This is a genomic window from Faecalicoccus acidiformans, assembly GCF_014202635.1.
Classification (GTDB): Bacteria; Bacillota_I; Bacilli_A; order Erysipelotrichales; family Erysipelotrichaceae; genus Faecalicoccus; species Faecalicoccus acidiformans.
In genome coordinates this window covers 137,530-154,101 of sequence record NZ_JACHHD010000002.1, presented here as the reverse complement: position 1 = coordinate 154,101, position 16,572 = coordinate 137,530, and the positions used below count along the sequence as shown (strand labels likewise).

General features: G+C 40.4%; 16 protein-coding genes, 1 rRNA gene and 1 other RNA gene. 11 read left to right on the top strand and 7 right to left on the bottom strand.

Annotated features, from left to right (window positions below; translation table 11 throughout):
* The 3 genes from rrf to HNQ43_RS01795 form a co-directional block, all read left to right on the top strand.
* Nucleotides 1–86: ribosomal RNA gene (gene rrf / locus HNQ43_RS09310) — 5S ribosomal RNA — on the top strand; the annotation flags it as partial.
* A gap of 98 nt (nucleotides 87–184) precedes the next feature.
* Nucleotides 185–574, top strand: coding sequence for a hypothetical protein (locus HNQ43_RS01800; protein ID WP_183374194.1), 390 nt, complete (start codon nucleotides 185–187; stop codon nucleotides 572–574).
* Between the two features lie 49 nt (nucleotides 575–623).
* Nucleotides 624–1,460 carry a hypothetical protein gene (locus HNQ43_RS01795; protein WP_183374192.1) on the top strand — a complete coding sequence of 279 codons (837 nt, stop codon included), beginning with the start codon at nucleotides 624–626 and terminating at the stop codon, nucleotides 1,458–1,460.
* Between the two features lie 22 nt (nucleotides 1,461–1,482).
* Here HNQ43_RS01795 and metA read toward each other — a convergent pair whose 3' ends face one another.
* Together metA and HNQ43_RS01785 are read right to left on the bottom strand one after the other, a co-directional pair.
* Complete coding sequence (gene metA / locus HNQ43_RS01790; RefSeq protein WP_183374190.1) at nucleotides 1,483–2,427, bottom strand: homoserine O-acetyltransferase MetA; 945 nt, start codon at nucleotides 2,425–2,427, stop codon at nucleotides 1,483–1,485.
* Between the two features lie 10 nt (nucleotides 2,428–2,437).
* Nucleotides 2,438–3,718 carry an O-acetylhomoserine aminocarboxypropyltransferase/cysteine synthase family protein gene (locus tag HNQ43_RS01785; RefSeq protein ID WP_183374188.1) on the bottom strand — a complete coding sequence of 427 codons (1,281 nt, stop codon included), beginning with the start codon at nucleotides 3,716–3,718 and terminating at the stop codon, nucleotides 2,438–2,440.
* A 129-nt stretch (nucleotides 3,719–3,847) separates the two neighbouring features.
* Between HNQ43_RS01785 and HNQ43_RS01780 the strand changes: the two genes are divergently transcribed.
* A complete protein-coding gene (locus HNQ43_RS01780) occupies nucleotides 3,848–4,669 on the top strand; it encodes an HAD-IIB family hydrolase (RefSeq protein ID WP_183374186.1) in 822 nt (273 codons plus the stop codon).
* An 86-nt stretch (nucleotides 4,670–4,755) separates the two neighbouring features.
* Nucleotides 4,756–5,643 (top strand): YitT family protein, encoded by an 888-nt coding sequence (locus tag HNQ43_RS01775; RefSeq protein ID WP_183374184.1) that lies wholly within the window; start codon nucleotides 4,756–4,758, stop codon nucleotides 5,641–5,643.
* 12 nt (nucleotides 5,644–5,655) lie between these two features.
* Here HNQ43_RS01775 and HNQ43_RS01770 read toward each other — a convergent pair whose 3' ends face one another.
* Together HNQ43_RS01770 and HNQ43_RS01765 are read right to left on the bottom strand one after the other, a co-directional pair.
* Nucleotides 5,656–7,485, bottom strand: a complete 1,830-nt coding sequence (locus HNQ43_RS01770) for an ABC transporter ATP-binding protein (protein WP_183374182.1) — start codon at nucleotides 7,483–7,485, stop codon at nucleotides 5,656–5,658.
* A complete protein-coding gene (locus HNQ43_RS01765) occupies nucleotides 7,482–9,209 on the bottom strand; it encodes an ABC transporter ATP-binding protein (RefSeq protein WP_183374180.1) in 1,728 nt (575 codons plus the stop codon). The genes HNQ43_RS01770 and HNQ43_RS01765 overlap by 4 nt, the downstream gene beginning before the upstream one ends.
* A 163-nt stretch (nucleotides 9,210–9,372) precedes the next feature.
* Here HNQ43_RS01765 and HNQ43_RS01760 point away from each other — a divergent pair, with 163 nt between their 5' ends.
* A complete protein-coding gene (locus tag HNQ43_RS01760; RefSeq protein WP_183374178.1) occupies nucleotides 9,373–10,152 on the top strand; it encodes an HAD-IIB family hydrolase in 780 nt (259 codons plus the stop codon).
* Between the two features lie 14 nt (nucleotides 10,153–10,166).
* On the opposite strand, the gene bsh is transcribed toward HNQ43_RS01760, so the two are convergent.
* Nucleotides 10,167–11,129, bottom strand: a complete 963-nt coding sequence (gene bsh, locus HNQ43_RS01755; protein WP_183374176.1) for a choloylglycine hydrolase — start codon at nucleotides 11,127–11,129, stop codon at nucleotides 10,167–10,169.
* Nucleotides 11,130–11,149: 20 nt separating this feature from the next.
* Complete coding sequence (locus HNQ43_RS01750; RefSeq protein ID WP_183374174.1) at nucleotides 11,150–11,968, bottom strand: 4Fe-4S binding protein; 819 nt, start codon at nucleotides 11,966–11,968, stop codon at nucleotides 11,150–11,152.
* Between the two features lie 46 nt (nucleotides 11,969–12,014).
* Here HNQ43_RS01750 and HNQ43_RS01745 point away from each other — a divergent pair, with 46 nt between their 5' ends.
* The 4 genes from HNQ43_RS01745 to ssrA all read left to right on the top strand — a co-directional run bounded on the left by HNQ43_RS01745 (nucleotide 12,015) and on the right by ssrA (nucleotide 14,994).
* Nucleotides 12,015–12,893, top strand: coding sequence for a sugar phosphate isomerase/epimerase family protein (locus tag HNQ43_RS01745; protein WP_183374172.1), 879 nt, complete (start codon nucleotides 12,015–12,017; stop codon nucleotides 12,891–12,893).
* A gap of 40 nt (nucleotides 12,894–12,933) precedes the next feature.
* Nucleotides 12,934–14,133: a CapA family protein gene (locus HNQ43_RS01740; protein WP_183374170.1), complete on the top strand. Its 1,200-nt coding sequence runs from the start codon at nucleotides 12,934–12,936 to the stop codon at nucleotides 14,131–14,133.
* Nucleotides 14,133–14,585 carry an SsrA-binding protein SmpB gene (gene smpB / locus HNQ43_RS01735; RefSeq protein WP_183374168.1) on the top strand — a complete coding sequence of 151 codons (453 nt, stop codon included), beginning with the start codon at nucleotides 14,133–14,135 and terminating at the stop codon, nucleotides 14,583–14,585. Before HNQ43_RS01740 ends, smpB begins: the two co-directional genes overlap by 1 nt.
* A 21-nt stretch (nucleotides 14,586–14,606) precedes the next feature.
* Nucleotides 14,607–14,994: a transfer-messenger RNA gene (gene ssrA / locus HNQ43_RS01730) on the top strand.
* A 106-nt stretch (nucleotides 14,995–15,100) separates the two neighbouring features.
* Here the strand turns inward: ssrA and HNQ43_RS01725 are convergent.
* Nucleotides 15,101–16,117 carry a helix-turn-helix domain-containing protein gene (locus HNQ43_RS01725; protein ID WP_183374167.1) on the bottom strand — a complete coding sequence of 339 codons (1,017 nt, stop codon included), beginning with the start codon at nucleotides 16,115–16,117 and terminating at the stop codon, nucleotides 15,101–15,103.
* Between the two features lie 125 nt (nucleotides 16,118–16,242).
* Between HNQ43_RS01725 and HNQ43_RS01720 the strand changes: the two genes are divergently transcribed.
* Nucleotides 16,243–16,497 (top strand): hypothetical protein, encoded by a 255-nt coding sequence (locus HNQ43_RS01720; RefSeq protein WP_183374166.1) that lies wholly within the window; start codon nucleotides 16,243–16,245, stop codon nucleotides 16,495–16,497.
* The last annotated feature ends 75 nt before the right edge of the window (nucleotides 16,498–16,572 follow it).

Genomic DNA, 16,572 nt, shown 5'->3' with positions numbered 1-16,572 from the left:
CTGAACTCATACCGAACTCAGAAGTTAAGCACTTCCGCGGCGAAGATAGTTGGGCTTGCCCCTGCGAACATAGCTCGTTGCCGGGTCCTTTTTTTTTGGCTTTTTCAATATTTATTTAGTTTTTTTTTGATACTATTGTATCTGAGTACGTTCGATCTTATAATGTAATTAAGAGGTGATCAACATGTCAGAGACTATAAAATATTTTGATGGTGTTTCATTTAATCTTAATGATAAAACTATGACAATCGAGAATGGTACAAATGGGACATTTGATTATCGACGGATTAAAAGAGCTTTGGTATTAAATGAAAAAGCAAAATTTAAGGGAAGTCAGCCTCCTTTTACCCAGCTTTTGCCCCATGGTCCTGGAATCCCGGCAATTTTGACAGATCCATATGTTTATGTTGGTGTCAAAATCGTCATGGATGATGAAACCATTCTTTGTGTTTATACATCAAAAGAAGAGACACAAACAGGAACCGATCAGTATATCGAGGATCGAAAGCGTGCGAAAGAAATTGAAGCTTTTTTTAGAAAAATTATCCATAAATATCAACCTTCTGAAGCTTGATTCCTTGCTTTGAATCTTTTAAAATACTGCATGGAGATTCAAAAGGTTTATGAAACGTCATATTCAATGGTCCCGAGTTCTTGCGATCATCCTTATTTTGATTCTTACAGCCGGCTTGGGACTTTCTTTATTTTTAAATCGCACAGTGGATGAAAATGTATCTCAAAAGGACACAGTTGCAGAAAACGATAAGACGCTGCAGGAATTTTTGAAAATTGCGATGGAGCCCGTTGGCCAGACGATGTATGTTTGGGGCGGCGGCTGGAATGAAGAAGATACTGGTGCTGGAATCGAGGCAACGACTTTAGGGCTTTCCAGCCAATGGAAGATTTTCTTTGAACAGCAATCTTCGAATTATGATTATCAGACTACACTTTATCAGATTCATGACGGGTTGGATTGTTCTGGTTATGTCGGTTGGGTTATTTATAATTTGATGGAGTCTGAATCTGGACAATCAGGATATGTTATGAAATCACAAGAAATGGCTAGCACATATGCATCTTATGGATGGGGAACTTTTACTCCATATTCGGAAGTGACTGATCACAAACCAGGCGATATCTTTTCTAACGAAGGCCACGTCTATATTTCTTTAGGGACCTGTGATGATGGTAGTGTTTTATTAGTTCACTCTTCTCCCCCTGGCGTTCGGCTTTGTGGAACCTTGTTAGCAAGCGGCGAGTCATCCAAAGCTGTCGAACTTGCATCTTCTATTATGAGCACTCATTACCCCAAGTGGTTCGAAAAATATCCGTCCTGTGAAGTTGATCTTTCTTATTTGACGAATTACGATCAGTTTCAATGGAATGTAGATACTTTATCCGATGCTCAATTCATTCAAAACTTGTCGGCTGAGGAAATCGCTGATCTTCTTTGGTCATAAAAAAAGTAACAGTTTCGTTCTGCTACTTTTGGATCTTGATCTTTTGGAAAGGCTCAATTGCGTGGATATCGTAGGGAGTATCCTGATAAACGATAAAATTGAGCCAGTTTGAATAAAGTAAATTGGCGCCACTTCTCCAAGTCACCATAGGATTCTTAGAGTCATCATCGTTTGGATAATAGTTTTTAGGGACTTCGATAGGAAGTCCTTTCTTTTTATCTCGCAAATATTCTTTTTCCAAGGTTCGAGGATCATATTCTGAATGTCCGGTGATAAAGATTTGACGGCATCCTTCTGTGGCAAGAGCATAAACCCCAGCTTCTTGGCTATCTGCCAAGATCTTTAAATAAGGACATTTATCAATATCTTCTCTGGCGTTGTATGTGTGACGTGAATGTGGAACCATGAATGTATCATCAAATCCCCGAAACAGGATGGATGATTTGCGCACCACTCTATGCGGAAATACTCCAAATAGTTTTTGATCCATTGTTTTTTTAGGGATTCCATAATGATAATACAGTCCTGCCTGTGCTCCCCAACAGATATGGAAGGTTGAATGAACATGGGTTTTTGACCATTCCATGATTCCACAAAGTTCGTCCCAATATTCGACTTCTTCGAATTCCAAATGTTCTAAAGGAGCTCCAGTGATGACCATGCCATCAAAGTAACGATGTTTAAAAGCATCAAAAGTCTGGTAAAACTTCAGCATATGTTCTTGCGAAACATTTTTCGAACGATGATTTTTCATCTGCATCAGTTCCAATTCAACCTGAATCGGAGTGTTTCCCAAAAGTCTTGCCAGTTGGGTTTCCGTTTCTATTTTCGTCGGCATCAAATTTAAAACCAGAATGTTTAATGGACGTATATCTTGGGTGATGGCACGGGTTTCGTTCATCACAAAAATATTTTCATCGCGAAGGGTTTTGGATGCCGGCAATTCATTAGGAATTTTAATGGGCATGGGAAAGCTCCTAGGCGTTCAATGCTTGATCGATGTCTTGAATCAGATCTTCGGCATCCTCAAGCCCGCAAGAGAATCGAACCATATCGGCACTGATGCCGGCCGCTTTCAATTCCTCTTCGCTCATTTGTCTATGGGTACTGCTTGCCGGATGCAGACAGCAAGTTCGGGCATCGGCTACATGAGTCTCAATTGCCGCTAGTTTGAGGTGTTTCATGAAACGTTCCGCTGCTTTACGTCCTCCTTCGATTTCAAAGCTTACAACACCGCAAGAACCATTTGGCAGATATTTTTGTGCTAAATCATAGTATTTATCACCTGGCAATCCGCTGTATTGAACCGAGCGGATCTTAGGATGTTTTGACAGGAAGGTGGCGACAGCTAAAGCGTTTTGACTATGTCTAGGCATACGAACGTGCAGGCTCTCTAATCCAAGATTTAAATAAAAGGCATTTTGCGGAGATTGAATACTACCCAAATCTCGCATCAGCTGAGCAGTTGCTTTGGTGATGAAAGCTCCTTCCAGGCCGAATCGTTCGGTATATGTGATTCCGTGATAACTCTCATCCGGCGTAGTCAAGCCCGGAAATTTATCAGGATATCGAGTCCAGTCAAATTTACCGGAATCGACAATGCAGCCGCCGACAGCCGTTCCATGACCATCCATATATTTGGTCGTCGAGTGCGTGATGATATCCGCGCCCCATTCAAACGGGCGGCACAAAACCGGTGTAGCAAAAGTATTGTCAATAATCAAAGGGACCCCATGCGCATGAGCAGCATGAGCAAATTTTTCAATATCTAATACTGTCAAAGCCGGATTGGCAATGGTTTCACCGAATACAGCTTTTGTGTTATCCTGGAACGCGGCATCCAATTCCTCGAAAGAACAGTCCGGATCTACAAAGGTAAAATCAATGCCCATGCGCTTCATTGTGACCGCAAAAAGATTATAAGTTCCTCCGTAAATACTATTTGAGGCAACGATATGATCACCATTTCCGGCAATATTGAAGATCGCAAATAAGTTTGCAGCCTGTCCGCTGCTTGTCAACATAGCGGCGCTGCCACCTTCCAATTCGGCAATCTTAGCCGCAACTGCATCATTGGTTGGGTTCTGTAGACGAGTATAAAAATATCCTTCGGCTTCTAAATCAAATAATTTTCCCATATCTTCGCTGGTCGCATATTTAAAAGTTGTACTTTGAATGATAGGGATCTGTCTGGGTTCACCATTTCCAGGGGTGTATCCGCCTTGTACACATTGAGTTCCAATTCCTTTATTTTTCATATTAAATCCTCTTTTCGTATACGCTTATTTTAGATGCCATTTTTTTGAAAGTCAAAGATTTGCGCAGATTAGGACTTGAATTTGAAAAATCATGTATAATGAATAAGACGAAAGAAAGGGCATTGGAGAATGAAATTATTTGCGAGCGATTTGGATGGAACGCTGCTAAATCGAAAACATCGGGCCGATTGGATCATTAATCACGGGTTGCAGATCATCAAAGAGACAGGAAATGTTTTTACTGTATCCACTGGGCGGAATTTATCCTTGTTGCGAACGGCTAAATTAAATAAAAGCTATGTGATCTGTATGAATGGTTCTTGTATCTTGGATCCAAATGAGAAGATCTTAATCCGTCACCCGCTGAAAAAAGAAGTGCTGCACTTCTTGTTGTTTGATACCCCATTTCAATTTGAATACCAGACGATAGATGGAATTTATACGACCAAGGATGCACAAAGTTTTAAAAAGATCTATATGGCTAATCAGATGTTGAGAAATCGTGATATCAAAGAAGATATGGTCAAAAATCTGGAAGCTTATTTTTTTGAAAGTGATCCGTATTGGATCTTGGATCAGGAGATCTTTAAAGTCAATCTGCATTTTACAGATCCTTCGATGGGGCCACTCTTAGATAAGCTGGCAAAAGAGCATGCGGACAAGATCGTCAATGCGCCCAGTGTTCCCAGTTTGGCAGAGATCACGGGCGCAGGAGTTACAAAAGGAAATGCGGTTCAAGAATTGGCTGATATGTTAGAGATTCAAAATCAGGATATTTATGTTTATGGCGATGGTATCAATGATGTTTCCATGCTGTCTTGTTTTGACCACTCCTATTGTCCGGCAGGAAGCACAAAGGAAGCCCTGGCCGTCGCTCATTATGAGCTTGGGCCTTATGAAGAGTATTCCGTCATTCGCCATATGGTCGATGTCTGCATGAATGCGCTGTGATCGTTTTGAAAAAAGAATGCTTCAGACATTCTTTTTTTGATGGTATCTGATGATATAATGAGACAGATAGTCAAAGGAGAGTAAGGATGATGAAAAAGAAAAATTGGATCAAAGATCTGATCTTTGTGTTGATAGGGAATTTTATCATAGCCTGTGAAGTGGCCTTTATCGTTTTACCGAATGATTTGCTTGATGGAGGAATTGCCGGGCTTTCTGTGGCTTTGCAGCCATTGATTCCCATTGATCCGGTTTGGATGATCAACGGTTTAACGATCGGGTTGTTTCTTTTAGGATTGATATTTTTGGGCAAGGCATTTGCGTTGAAAACGGTTGTTTCGGCGGTTGCCTATCCGGTTTTTGTTACGCTTCTTTCTTCTGTGGCTTCTCAGTTTCCAGAATCAACTTTTATCTTGCCGGATTATCTGGCAGCCATTTATGCCGGTGTATTGGCAGGATTTGGACTCGGACTTGCGTTCAGGGCCAATGCCAGTACCGGAGGTATGGATATACCAGCCTTGATTTTAAGAAAATATGCCAAAATTCCTTCTGGACAAGCTGTAATGATCATCGATGTATTGACTGTGTCTTTAGGAGTCTTTACTTATGGTCTCCAAAAGGCTCTGGTTGGAATTATTACAGCTTTTATTTCTGGTCAGGTCATCAACAAGACCGTTTTATTAGGATCGCAGAGTGCCAAAAATGTGATGATCATTTCTTCAAAATGGGAGGACATCCAAGCTTATTTGATGGATACGATGTCGCGTGGGGTAACGGTTTTAAGCGGTAAAGGCGGCTATACTTCGCAAGAGCGCCCGGTACTGATGTGCGTTTTGTCCCGAAAAGAGTACCCGGTTGTAGAACAAGAAATCAACCGCATCGATCCGGCTGCTTTTATGATCGTTAGTGATGTCAATGAAATCCATGGCTCTGGCTTTACTTTTGAAGATGGAACGATCAATCGAAATGTATGGTAAAAAAAACTCTCTTTACGAGAGTTCAAACATACCGGTATACAGTTGATAGTACATTCCTTTTTGTTGGATCAGATCTGCGTGGCTTCCCCTTTCTTTGATCATGCCATGGTCTAATACAATAATGACATCGGCATTGCGAACAGTGGATAAACGGTGGGCGATGACGAAAACGGTTCTTCCTTCCATCAGCTGATCCATTCCTTTCTCAATCAGTTTTTCGGTATGGGTATCGACCGAACTTGTGGCTTCATCCAAAATCAAAACCGGAGGATCGGCCACGGCGGCTCGGGCAATCGCCAACAGTTGTCTTTGTCCTGCTGATAAATTCTGGCCATCGTTATGTACTTTTGTTTGATAGCCTTGAGGAAGACGACGGATAAATGAGTCTGCATTGGCGAGTTTTGCAGCTTGGATACATTCGTCGTCGGTAGCTTCTAAATTTCCGAATCGGATATTATCGAGAATCGTTCCTGTAAATAAATGTGTGTCTTGCAGAACAATTCCTAAAGAACGGCGCAAGTCGTCTTTTTTTATGAGCTTGATGTCGATGCCATCGTATGTAATCGAACCCTTTTGAATATCATAGAAGCGATTGATTAAATTTGTAATCGTAGTTTTTCCGGCTCCTGTTGCTCCGACAAAAGCCACTTTTTGCCCTGGCTTGGCAAACAAAGAAACATCATGAAGGATCCTTTTCTTTGAATCGTAACTAAAATCGACATTCTCAAAACGGACATCCCCTTGCAGCTGAACGTATTCCACACCCTCAGGACGTGGATGTCGCCATGCCCAAACTCCCGTGTTTTCATGTGCTTCTATCACGTGCCCATCTTGGATCCGAACGTTTACCAAGGTGACTTTTCCATCATCGACTTCAGGATTTACATCCATGAGCGCAAAAATTCTTTCCGCACCGGCCAAGGAGCTCAACAACAAGTTCATCTGTAAAGTAAACTGGTTGATTGGCATGGCAGCTTGGCGAACAAAGATCAAATAGCTGGCAAGCGATCCCACATCCATTTGTCCCTGCAAGACTAAATAGCCGCCTAAAACGGAGACAATAGCATAATTGACAAAGGAAAGAGAAACAACGGTAGGAACGATTCTTTGAGAGTAGCCTAAGGCGTTGGCACTGCTGGACTGAAGATCGGCATTGTGTTTTTCAAATTGTTTCTGGTTTTCTTTTTCATGGTTGAAGACTTTCACGACTTTTTGGGAAGTGATCATCTCTTCGCAAAATCCGTTGATGGCCCCAATGTTTTGTTGCTGGAGGGAAAAATAAGTCTTGCTTTTGGAGCTGGAATAGCGAATATAGAAAAACATGATCAGATAAAAAATCAAAACGACACAGCTTAATTTCCAGCTTAAGACAAATAACAAGATCAAAGTTCCGACCACTTGAATAAAACTTTGGATCATCATCGCAAATGAATTGTTCAAGGCATCGGATACGGTATCCACATCGTTTGTGAAACGAGACATCAGTTCTCCATGGGAATGGGTATCAAAAAACGAAAGCGGAAGCTTCTGCATCACATGGAATAGATCGTGCCGAATATCTTTTACAACTTTCTGAGCAGCAACAGCCATGCACTGGGTATAACCAAGGGCTGCCAGGACGCCAATCAGAAAAGTAATGGCCATGATCAGGATCTCTATATATGCTTGTCCCAGCCCCTGGGAAAGGACTTGATTGACCGCCGGGCGGATCATATAGGTTCCAAATAGGTTTCCTAAAGCAGACAGGGCGACCAGCAAGCCCACAAAAATGAATAAAATCGCATGATTTCCCATGTAATGAATCAAATTGCGAATGGTTTGTCCTAGATTCTGTGGTCTCATATGCCGGCTCCTTTCTGTTGAGATTCATAGAGTCCGCGATAGAATGATGAAGTTTCCATCAAAGAATCGTGATCTCCTATAGCGCTGATCTTTCCATCTTCGAGGATCAAAATCTGATCACAATGGATCACGGAGCTGACGCGCTGAGCAATCAAGATCTGTGTTAATCCTTGGATCGATCGTAAAGCACTGCGAATTGAGTGATCTGTATTGGTATCGACGGCACTTGTGGAATCGTCTAAAATCAGGATTCTCGGCTTTTTCAAAAGCGCACGAGCGATACATAGACGTTGCCTTTGTCCTCCGGAAACATTGGTTCCCCCTTGCTCAATATAGGTATCATACCCTTTTGGGAATTTTTGGATGAATTCATCGGCACAGGCGATCTCGCAAGCTTTACGAATCTCTTCATCTGAAGCGTTTGGATCTCCCCAGCGCATGTTTTCCTTGATTGTTCCGGAAAAGAGAGTGTTGTTTTGTAAAACCATCGCTACTTGGTCACGAAGTGAAACGAGATCCATGTCGCGAACGTCAACATGGCCAATCTTGACACTTCCTTCATTCACATCGTATAAACGAGGAATCAATTGAACCAAACTAGATTTTGCGCTTCCGGTTGCCCCTAATATCCCGACTGTACTGCCGGAAGGAATATGCCAAGTGATATCGGACAGTACATATTCTTTGGCATTGGGATGGTATTTGAAGAAAACATGATTAAAATCAACTGAATTATCTTTTGGTGTCAATGGAAATTTCCCGGAGCGAAGGTTCACAGGTTCTTCGATTACTTCTGCGATTCGATTGCATGAGGCAATAGAACGAGTGATCAGTAAAAACACATTGGATATCATCATCAGAGAATTCATGATCTGCAAGACATAACTTAATACTCCTGTGAGTTCACCTACTTGCATATTTCCGTCTACGATCATATTGACACCTAACAACATCAAACCGACGATGGCCATGTACATGGTCATTTGGAAAGCGGGGGTATTAAAAGAAGCAAAATGAAATGTGTTTTGGGTGATATTTGCCAGATCCTCATTGACTTGGGAAAACTGCTCTTCTTCATATTCATCACGAACAAACGCTTTTACCGCGCGTATGGCAGTCAAGTTTTCCTGAATCAAAAGATTGACCCGATCTACGGCTTGTTGCAGTCTCCGATACATGGGTGCGATCTTTTTAACGATTAAAAACAAGATTACTCCTAAGATGGGAGTGGTGAACAAAAAGATAATGGCAAGTCGGGCATTGATTATAAAAGACATCACTAATCCCAAAATTAAAATGATCGGGCCTCGCGCAAAAGGACGAATTCCGTTGATCAAAGCATTTTGGATCACAGTAATATCGCTGGTCAACCGCGTGATCAAAGAAGCGGTCTCAAAATGGTCAAGATTTGAAAATGCATATTCTTGGATCTTTTCAAATTCGATTGAGCGAAGGCGCTGACAAAATAAGGAAATAGCCTTTGCGGCACATTTGGCATACCAGATCCCAAAGAGCAGGGAAAGGATTGCACAAAGAATCATCTGCAGGCCCTTTTCTAAGAAAATAGAAGGATCCTGCTGGGCAATGCCGACATCGATGATCTCACTCATTAATAGAGGAATGATCACTTCAAAAGAAGTTTCAATGGCGACAAAGAGTATGGATAAAACAAAATATAAACGTACTCCTTTTGAATAGCGGAACAATATTTTTAATGATGACATATTTTCACTCCTGCCTGTCATTATACACCTAAAGATTCTTTCGTAATACTAGCTTAGAATCACTTTGGAATACAATAGTATCAAATTCTTTCCTAACGCATAGGAAAATAGCTTTTAGTTTTTCTGAAAAAAATTCATTATAATCTGTCCGGGAGGGGTGTTGGTGAACTTATTATTTTTTGATTTTGACGGGACTTTGCATGTTCCGCAAACCAATCAGGTATCTAAAAAAACCATAGAAAGTTTACATAAACTCAGAAAAAAAGGCGACTTGGTTTTTATCAATACCGGGCGCTGTTATTCTTCTTTAGAAGTGCAGTTGCATGGAGTGCCGGTGGATGGAGTGATCTGCGGGTGCGGCACTTTGATTTCTTATCATGATACGATTGTATATCGAGCGGATGCGAGCATAAATCAAAGACAGAAAGTATTAGAAGCATTGCGGAAATATCGAGTGGATGCTTTTTTAGAGGGACACGAAGATTTGTATTGTGATCGATCGTATTCGGATCGACTGGATAAGGTCACGCAGTTTTTTGAAAGGGTCAATGTTTTGATGAAAAATGTGGAGGATCCTCATTTTTCCTTTTCTAAGATGAGTTTATATTATGAAAGTGAAGAACAAAAACAAGCATTCGAAAAAAGTTTAGAAAAAGATTTTGACTTTATTCATTTTCCAAATTTAAAATCAGAAGCGGTTTTGAAATCGCATTCCAAAGCGACAGGCATGAGAAAAATCGCAACACTTTTAGATTTCCCAATAGAAAAGTGTATCGCATTTGGCGATAGCGATAATGACAGCGACATGTTGTTGGCGGCCAGTCAAAGTGTGTTAATCGGAGAGAATGCACCGCATCTAAAAGATATCGTTAGCTTACAGGCTCCTTGTGCCAAAGAGGAAGGCGTAACTTGGGCTTTGAAAAAGTTGAAGCTGATTGATTGAAAAGGAGACCCATTCTAAAAAAGGTCTCCTTTTTGTAAATCGAAAGCGAAAAATGAGGATTCATCTAAGGGATAGCGATGCATATCCACATAACAAATTGAAGGCTGTTGATAGGTTGTATAATAGTAGATCCCTTTAGAGGCGTTGATACAGCTGGAATAGATCGTGTAGTCCATCGTGTTGTTCTCGGTCAGAACACTTCCTTTGATCATTGCTACTTGGTTTAGCACGCGAAAAAATTGATGTACATTGTCTTTTTCACTGCCGTCTGAATAAAGGTTGTGTTTCAGAAAGGCGGTATGGACAAAGCGCGAAGGGCTGGAAGCATCTCCTGGCAATCCGAAAGCTCCCATGCCGTTGGCATAAGGGCTCAATGTCAGATTGGAGCTGAAACGATTATTCGGATAGTCTTTAGTTAAACTTAAGTACTGTGTAAGATTCATCTGATGGAAAGGGAATTCTGGGTTGTTGGTCAGCACACCAATGGGGTTATCATAAATCTTGAGGCCGTCTTTGACGGATTCGATTACGATGCATTCTTCTTTGTCGGCCAATATCCAGTGCAAGGGAGAATTAGGCACTTGCGGACGAAATGCAGTATCGATGATGTTGACATCTTTGAGCAGTTTCTTTGCATCTTGTACATGTTGGCATTGGCCAAGGATCCAAGGGATGATCTCAAAAGAAGCAATATTTACTTTATCGTTCTTTGCTTTGTGATAAACTGCATTCCCAGTAAATTGTAAGCCGGCCATGCCCAGGCCTTTTTCATTGACAGCTTCGGCATAAAGAGGCATATGGTCGATGATCGTTGCCATCCCAATATAAGCAAAATGAGAATTCAGTGTTTTTGTTTCTGCAAATGGAAGAGGGAAATTTCGTGGAGTGATCACGACCTGCTCACCAAAGGAACAATCCAAATCTAAATTTCTGCCAAAATAAAAGTCGTTATTCAAATAAGTGAAACTAGTACACATATATAGGCCTCCTGTGATCTTTACCAAATATAAACATTTTTGGCAGGGCGAGTATACTTCTTTTCCAACATCGCAACATGCGATAAGAATGATGGGTCTTGAAAAGATTTGGCATGATGTTTACAAATATGCACACATCGCTGGCATTTTATACAAGTGCCGGGTATTTTGGAACAATCTAAGAGATCAATTGCTTCCATCGGACATAAGGCGGCGCAATGGCCGCAATTGACACAAAGAGAAGGGTCTGTCACTGGTTTGGCTTTTAAAAAATTTACAGGCTCACCATCTAATCCCTTTGGAGTATAATAAGGGGCATGAGGATCTCCTGGAAATTGGACTTGTTCAATCGTCTCTGCAAAGCGAAATTTATTTCGAACATGACGAACAAAATTTTTGATATCAACTAAATCTAAAGGATCGGGTCTGCCTGCTCCTAATGTTTGAGAAAAAGCATGCGGGCAGACAACGGCTAGACCGGCAATGGGGGAAAACCCGTTTTGCGACAAAACACGGCTCAGTTCGGCAAGAGAATTGTCAAAACTGCGATTCCCGAATGTAACGGCGGGAATCAACCATGTATCGGATCCATGAATTTTGTCTTGAATAAAGGGTAAAATCTTGTTAGGGATCTTGCCGGCATAAGTGGGCATTCCTAAGATCACAAGATCACCGGATCGAAACTGTAATGGTTTCGATTTCGCGTTGATCAAAGTGATATCGATGGCTTTCCAGGGAGTGCGTAAAGCACCGGCAATTTGCCGGCCGACATCTTTGACGAGCTTTTCGGTGTTTCCTGTAGGACTCCAAAAGACGGAGTAGATCATATGTGGTTTCATAGTTTCATTATAGGCGAAATCAGCCAAAAGGAAAGGAGAATGCTTGATGCGTCTGTCTGTGATCAGCGATCAGATCAGTCTTGATGAAGAAAAAGCTTTTTCACAAATTCAAAAGGAAGGATATAAAGAAGTAGAACTTCACGATGTCTTTGGTCATTCCATCGAAGAATGTACACCAGATGAAGTAAAACGATTAAAAACACTGTTAGATCAATATGGTTTGCGAGTTTCAAATCTGGCATCCACGATTTTCTTTTTGTGTCCATTATTTCCAGATGATCAAGTATCTTTGTTCAATCCTACTTTTTATAGTATTGAAGGGGATGTAGAAAGGCATCTCGACTATTTGAAAAATGCCTGCCGCATCGCTCAAGAATTAGATTGTCCTACGATTCGCATCTTTCCGTTCCGGTGGCCCGATAATCGCCAAGGGCCTTTTGGAACCAAAGAGGATCTGGATCGAATCTGTGAAAATATCTCTAAAGCGGTAGAAATCGCCAGACAAGAGGACCGTATCCTGGTTTTGGAAAACTGTCCGTATTCTCATTTGCCCAAAGGGCAGATGACTTTGGAGGTTGTGCAGAGACTGAACGATCCGCATTTACAACTGTTGTGGGATCCGGCCAATTCTTATCGGGCGATTCGCAAAAATGTTCCGCAAGACTATCAAGGATGGAGTCTGGAGGAAGAATTAGAAGCTCTTTATTCGTATATCGGACATATTCATTTGAAGGATTATCATTATGACGAACATTTCCCAAAACCCTTTCTTCATAAAGCTCTGGGAGATGGAGATATTGATTATGAGTGCTTGTTGTCAAAGCTTTATAAAAAAGGCTATGACAAAAGTCTGTCTTTAGAACCGGAAGTGGAACTGGATCTGACATTATTGAGCATGCGCCGATTAAAGGCATTCTTCCAGTGAGATGCTATCCAAATCATTGGATTTTTGTTAAGATAATGTTATGAATAAAAAACACATCGTTGCGATACTGAGCGCCTTGGTTATTATTTCTTTATCAATCACAGTTTATACGGGATATCAGATTTACTCTCAACCAGAAAAACGCGGGGAAGCCATTACAGAGCAGAACAAGACTCAAAAGAAAGAAACTGATCCTGAGAGTTCTTCGTTCACATTTGCCGGTGTGGGGGATAATTTGATTCATCAAGCCATCTTCTCACAATATCAAGCCGGAGATTCGGATTATGATTTCAATCAAGATTATGAATTGATGAAACCGTATATTGATCCGGCAGATTTATCTTTTATCAATCAAGAGACAGTTTGTGCGGGAGAAGAATTTGGATTAAGTCATTATCCTACTTTTAATGGACCTACCCAGATCTTAGACGCGACGATCCATACTGGTTTTGATTGGCTGGCCCTTAGCAGTAATCATAGTTTGGATAAAGGCAGTGATGCTTTGCTTGCGGAGATGAACTATCTTTACGAAAATTATCCGGATGTTTCTACGACAGGGGTTCATCGTTCTCAAGAAGAATCTGAGGAATACGTAGTTCGTGAAGTGAATGGCATCAAAGTTGGTTTGTTAGGGTATACGTATGGTTTGAATGGGATGTCTTTACCGGAAGATCAGCCATGGCTGGTTGAGCTGATCGACGAGGAGCAGATCCACGAGGATGTCAATGAGATTTCTAAGCTCAGTGATGTACAGATTGTTTCGATGCACTGGGGAACGGAATATCATACCGAGGTTGAACCTGATCAGGAAGAGCTGGCGAAAAAGATGAATGAATGGGGCGTGGAAGTGATCATTGGAACCCATCCCCACGTTATTAAGCCAGTGGAAATCATCAAAGGGGAAAACCAGGATACGTTGTGTTATTATTCGTTAGGTAATTTTTTGAGTGCTCAAGATACTAACGAAGGCATGGTGGGCGGTATGGCTAGTTTTACTTTAAATTATGATTTCACAAAGAAAGAGACAACGTTTGATGATGTCCAATTTACGCCTACTGTGATGTATTTTGAACCAAGTTTTACGACCTTTAAGGTGATGACGATCCATGAATATGACAATAGTTATGTCCCCAGTCATTATGTGACGGCACAGGGATATGATATGTCAAAAGAATGGATCCAAAGTTATGTAAAAGAAATCATGGGAGAACCAGAAGGAATCGAGGTTGTCTTAGAATAATGAATCAAAAAACAATTGCGGAAAACCGCAAGGCCCGGCATGAATATGAATTGTTTGACCGGTATGAAGCGGGATTATCTTTAAAAGGAACGGAAATCAAAAGCATCCGCAAGGGTAAGGTCCAGCTTAAGGATGCTTATATCAGTTTTTATGGCAATGAAGCCTATATCAAAGGGATGCATATTTCCCCGTATGAATTTGGAAACATCTTTAATCATGAAGAAACCAGAGATCGCAAATTGCTTCTTCATAAAAATGAGATTCGAAAATTAGAACAGGCGGCCAGCCTAAAAGGCTATACAGTCGTGCCGACGCGAATCTATCTTTCTAAAGGACTGGCAAAATTGGAAATTGCCTTGGCAAAAGGGAAGAATCTTCATGATAAAAGAGAATCTCAGAAGAAAAAAGATGCCCAAAAAGAGATCCAGAAAGCCTTGAAGAATCAGTATTAGTACGTTATAATGACGTACTCTGGGGGTGTTTTTGGCATTCGATGAGTAAATGTTTGGATAGAACCACAGCCACGAAGGTCACGTGTAATAACCACTTAAATTTAAACGCTAAAACAAAAATTGCTAACGTATTTGGTGTAAACCAGAACGTTGCTTTCGCTGCCTAATTTTAGCCTACGTTTGGCTCGCAGCCCCGATAGTCTGAGTTCGCTTTCTTATCAGATATCGACGGATTCATAAAGAAGATAAGATGAAGTATTGATCCGCTACTTCATACGAAAAATAAAGGATCACCTCTTATGGTTATCGTTCTTATCCGAGACATAAGATTAAATTGATAAGAAAAGCTGTAAACGTTGTATCGTGGGACTTTGCTTAGACAGGAGTTCGACTCTCCTCACCTCCACCAAGAGAAAACAAAAGTGTCAAATTATGCTTTAGATAAAGCACATTTGGCACTTTTTTGGTTATTATAGAATGATATTGAGTCGATTTTTGAGTCGATTTTTAGAAATTTAGTCAAATTTCAGTTCATTTAAGTCGTGAAAAGCTCCTTTAAAATCGCCTTTTTGAATATGTAAAATGAAGTCGTATAAGACTGAATAAATATGTGAATCCATTTTTAATAAAGTGTTTTTGATTTCCTTATCATAGTTGCCTGTTTTTTTGGATTGAGTATAACTTTCATCAAGTTTTTTCTTTACTATTTCTTTCAACTCTTTTAAATCGCTAAGGATCATAGCTTCTTTTAAGATATCCTCTGTCTTCTGAGATTGAGAGACAATATCTAAATCCTTACAGAGGCTCTTCAACGCAAAATACAAATCACTGTGGCCTTGGAAAATGTCATATATGTCGAGATCTTTTAGTTGAAGATTACGTTCTCTTTTTTTCAAAGTATCTGTATCGGCTGCCGTTAGCATGCCGGCTAGATAAGAAGAATAAACGATATTCTTTGGTACATTGCTAGGAATCGTTTCTAAATCGCTTTCATGCAGGATTGTTTCTAATCTGTCTGTAGAAAGGATTACATCAAATTGTTTAGCGATTTCAATGAATTCATTCACAGTTAGAAAATCTGCCAATAGATCAATATCTCGTTTATCAATGACATGATCTACAAAATCAGAGTATTCAATCGCTAAATCTAGCTTTCCGCCGCTGTCTTGGTTTGTATAATAATCGTTAAGAATTTGAGAATTCAGTTTAAATGCTCGATTGGTATTGGCCACCTGTACTCTTTCGGTAATGAAATCACTGGCATCCATGTTTCGTATATCGAAAGACCGATGTATTTTTCCATCTTCATCTAAATAACCACTGTCCGCAAAATATTCGACAGGCAATTCAAAATATTCTGCAATCTTTTCCAGAGTTGCATCGGTTGGATGCTTTGTGTTGTTCAAGTATTTTGAGATCAAAGCCCGTGATAATCCCATATCTTGAGCAAATTGAGTAATGGTAACTCCCTTTTCTTTTAGAGCATTATATAATTGTTCACCAATATAATTTTTATGTTTATAACTTGTCATGGTTATAGTATACCATACCGCATTCAATGGTGGGTACTAAAATGTGTATTTTGTGGTTGCGTATCTTAGGGAAGTATAGTATATTTTAAGTGGGTACTATATAGCGTACTAGAAAGGAGCGCAGGATGACATACTTAAGAAAGCTTCAATTGTTGTCAAAGCCTTATATGCATATGTCGGATCTAAGACAAGTCCTAGGCGTGGCATATCCTAAATTCAAACCTTTATGGGATCAGATGATAAAAGATCTCGAAAATCAAACAGGAAAAAAATTAGGTGCATGGCAATGGGGGATTCCAACGAACTTAATTTGTGATTATTTTAATATCGACATTGATCGTTATCAAGAATTGGCAAAAAAAGAAAAAGCCGATGCATAGCTGGCACTATCCATCGACTAAAAAGAAGTGCTTTCACACATCTTCCAAAAGAAATAATAATGGAAAATCAATTCT

Bases quoted from the DNA above. Each gene is read 5' to 3' on its own strand.
- HNQ43_RS01800 (WP_183374194.1), top strand. From the start codon at position 185: ATGTCAGAGACTATAAAATATTTTGATGGTGTTTCATTTAATCTTAAT.
- HNQ43_RS01795 (WP_183374192.1), top strand. From the start codon at position 624: ATGAAACGTCATATTCAATGGTCCCGAGTTCTTGCGATCATCCTTATT.
- metA (WP_183374190.1), bottom strand. From the start codon at position 2,427: ATGCCCATTAAAATTCCTAATGAATTGCCGGCATCCAAAACCCTTCGC.
- HNQ43_RS01785 (WP_183374188.1), bottom strand. From the start codon at position 3,718: ATGAAAAATAAAGGAATTGGAACTCAATGTGTACAAGGCGGATACACC.
- HNQ43_RS01780 (WP_183374186.1), top strand. From the start codon at position 3,848: ATGAAATTATTTGCGAGCGATTTGGATGGAACGCTGCTAAATCGAAAA.
- HNQ43_RS01775 (WP_183374184.1), top strand. From the start codon at position 4,756: ATGATGAAAAAGAAAAATTGGATCAAAGATCTGATCTTTGTGTTGATA.
- HNQ43_RS01770 (WP_183374182.1), bottom strand. From the start codon at position 7,485: ATGAGACCACAGAATCTAGGACAAACCATTCGCAATTTGATTCATTAC.
- HNQ43_RS01765 (WP_183374180.1), bottom strand. From the start codon at position 9,209: ATGTCATCATTAAAAATATTGTTCCGCTATTCAAAAGGAGTACGTTTA.
- bsh (WP_183374176.1), bottom strand. From the start codon at position 11,129: ATGTGTACTAGTTTCACTTATTTGAATAACGACTTTTATTTTGGCAGA.
- HNQ43_RS01750 (WP_183374174.1), bottom strand. From the start codon at position 11,968: ATGAAACCACATATGATCTACTCCGTCTTTTGGAGTCCTACAGGAAAC.
- HNQ43_RS01745 (WP_183374172.1), top strand. From the start codon at position 12,015: ATGCGTCTGTCTGTGATCAGCGATCAGATCAGTCTTGATGAAGAAAAA.
- HNQ43_RS01740 (WP_183374170.1), top strand. From the start codon at position 12,934: ATGAATAAAAAACACATCGTTGCGATACTGAGCGCCTTGGTTATTATT.
- smpB (WP_183374168.1), top strand. From the start codon at position 14,133: ATGAATCAAAAAACAATTGCGGAAAACCGCAAGGCCCGGCATGAATAT.
- HNQ43_RS01725 (WP_183374167.1), bottom strand. From the start codon at position 16,117: ATGACAAGTTATAAACATAAAAATTATATTGGTGAACAATTATATAAT.
- HNQ43_RS01720 (WP_183374166.1), top strand. From the start codon at position 16,243: ATGACATACTTAAGAAAGCTTCAATTGTTGTCAAAGCCTTATATGCAT.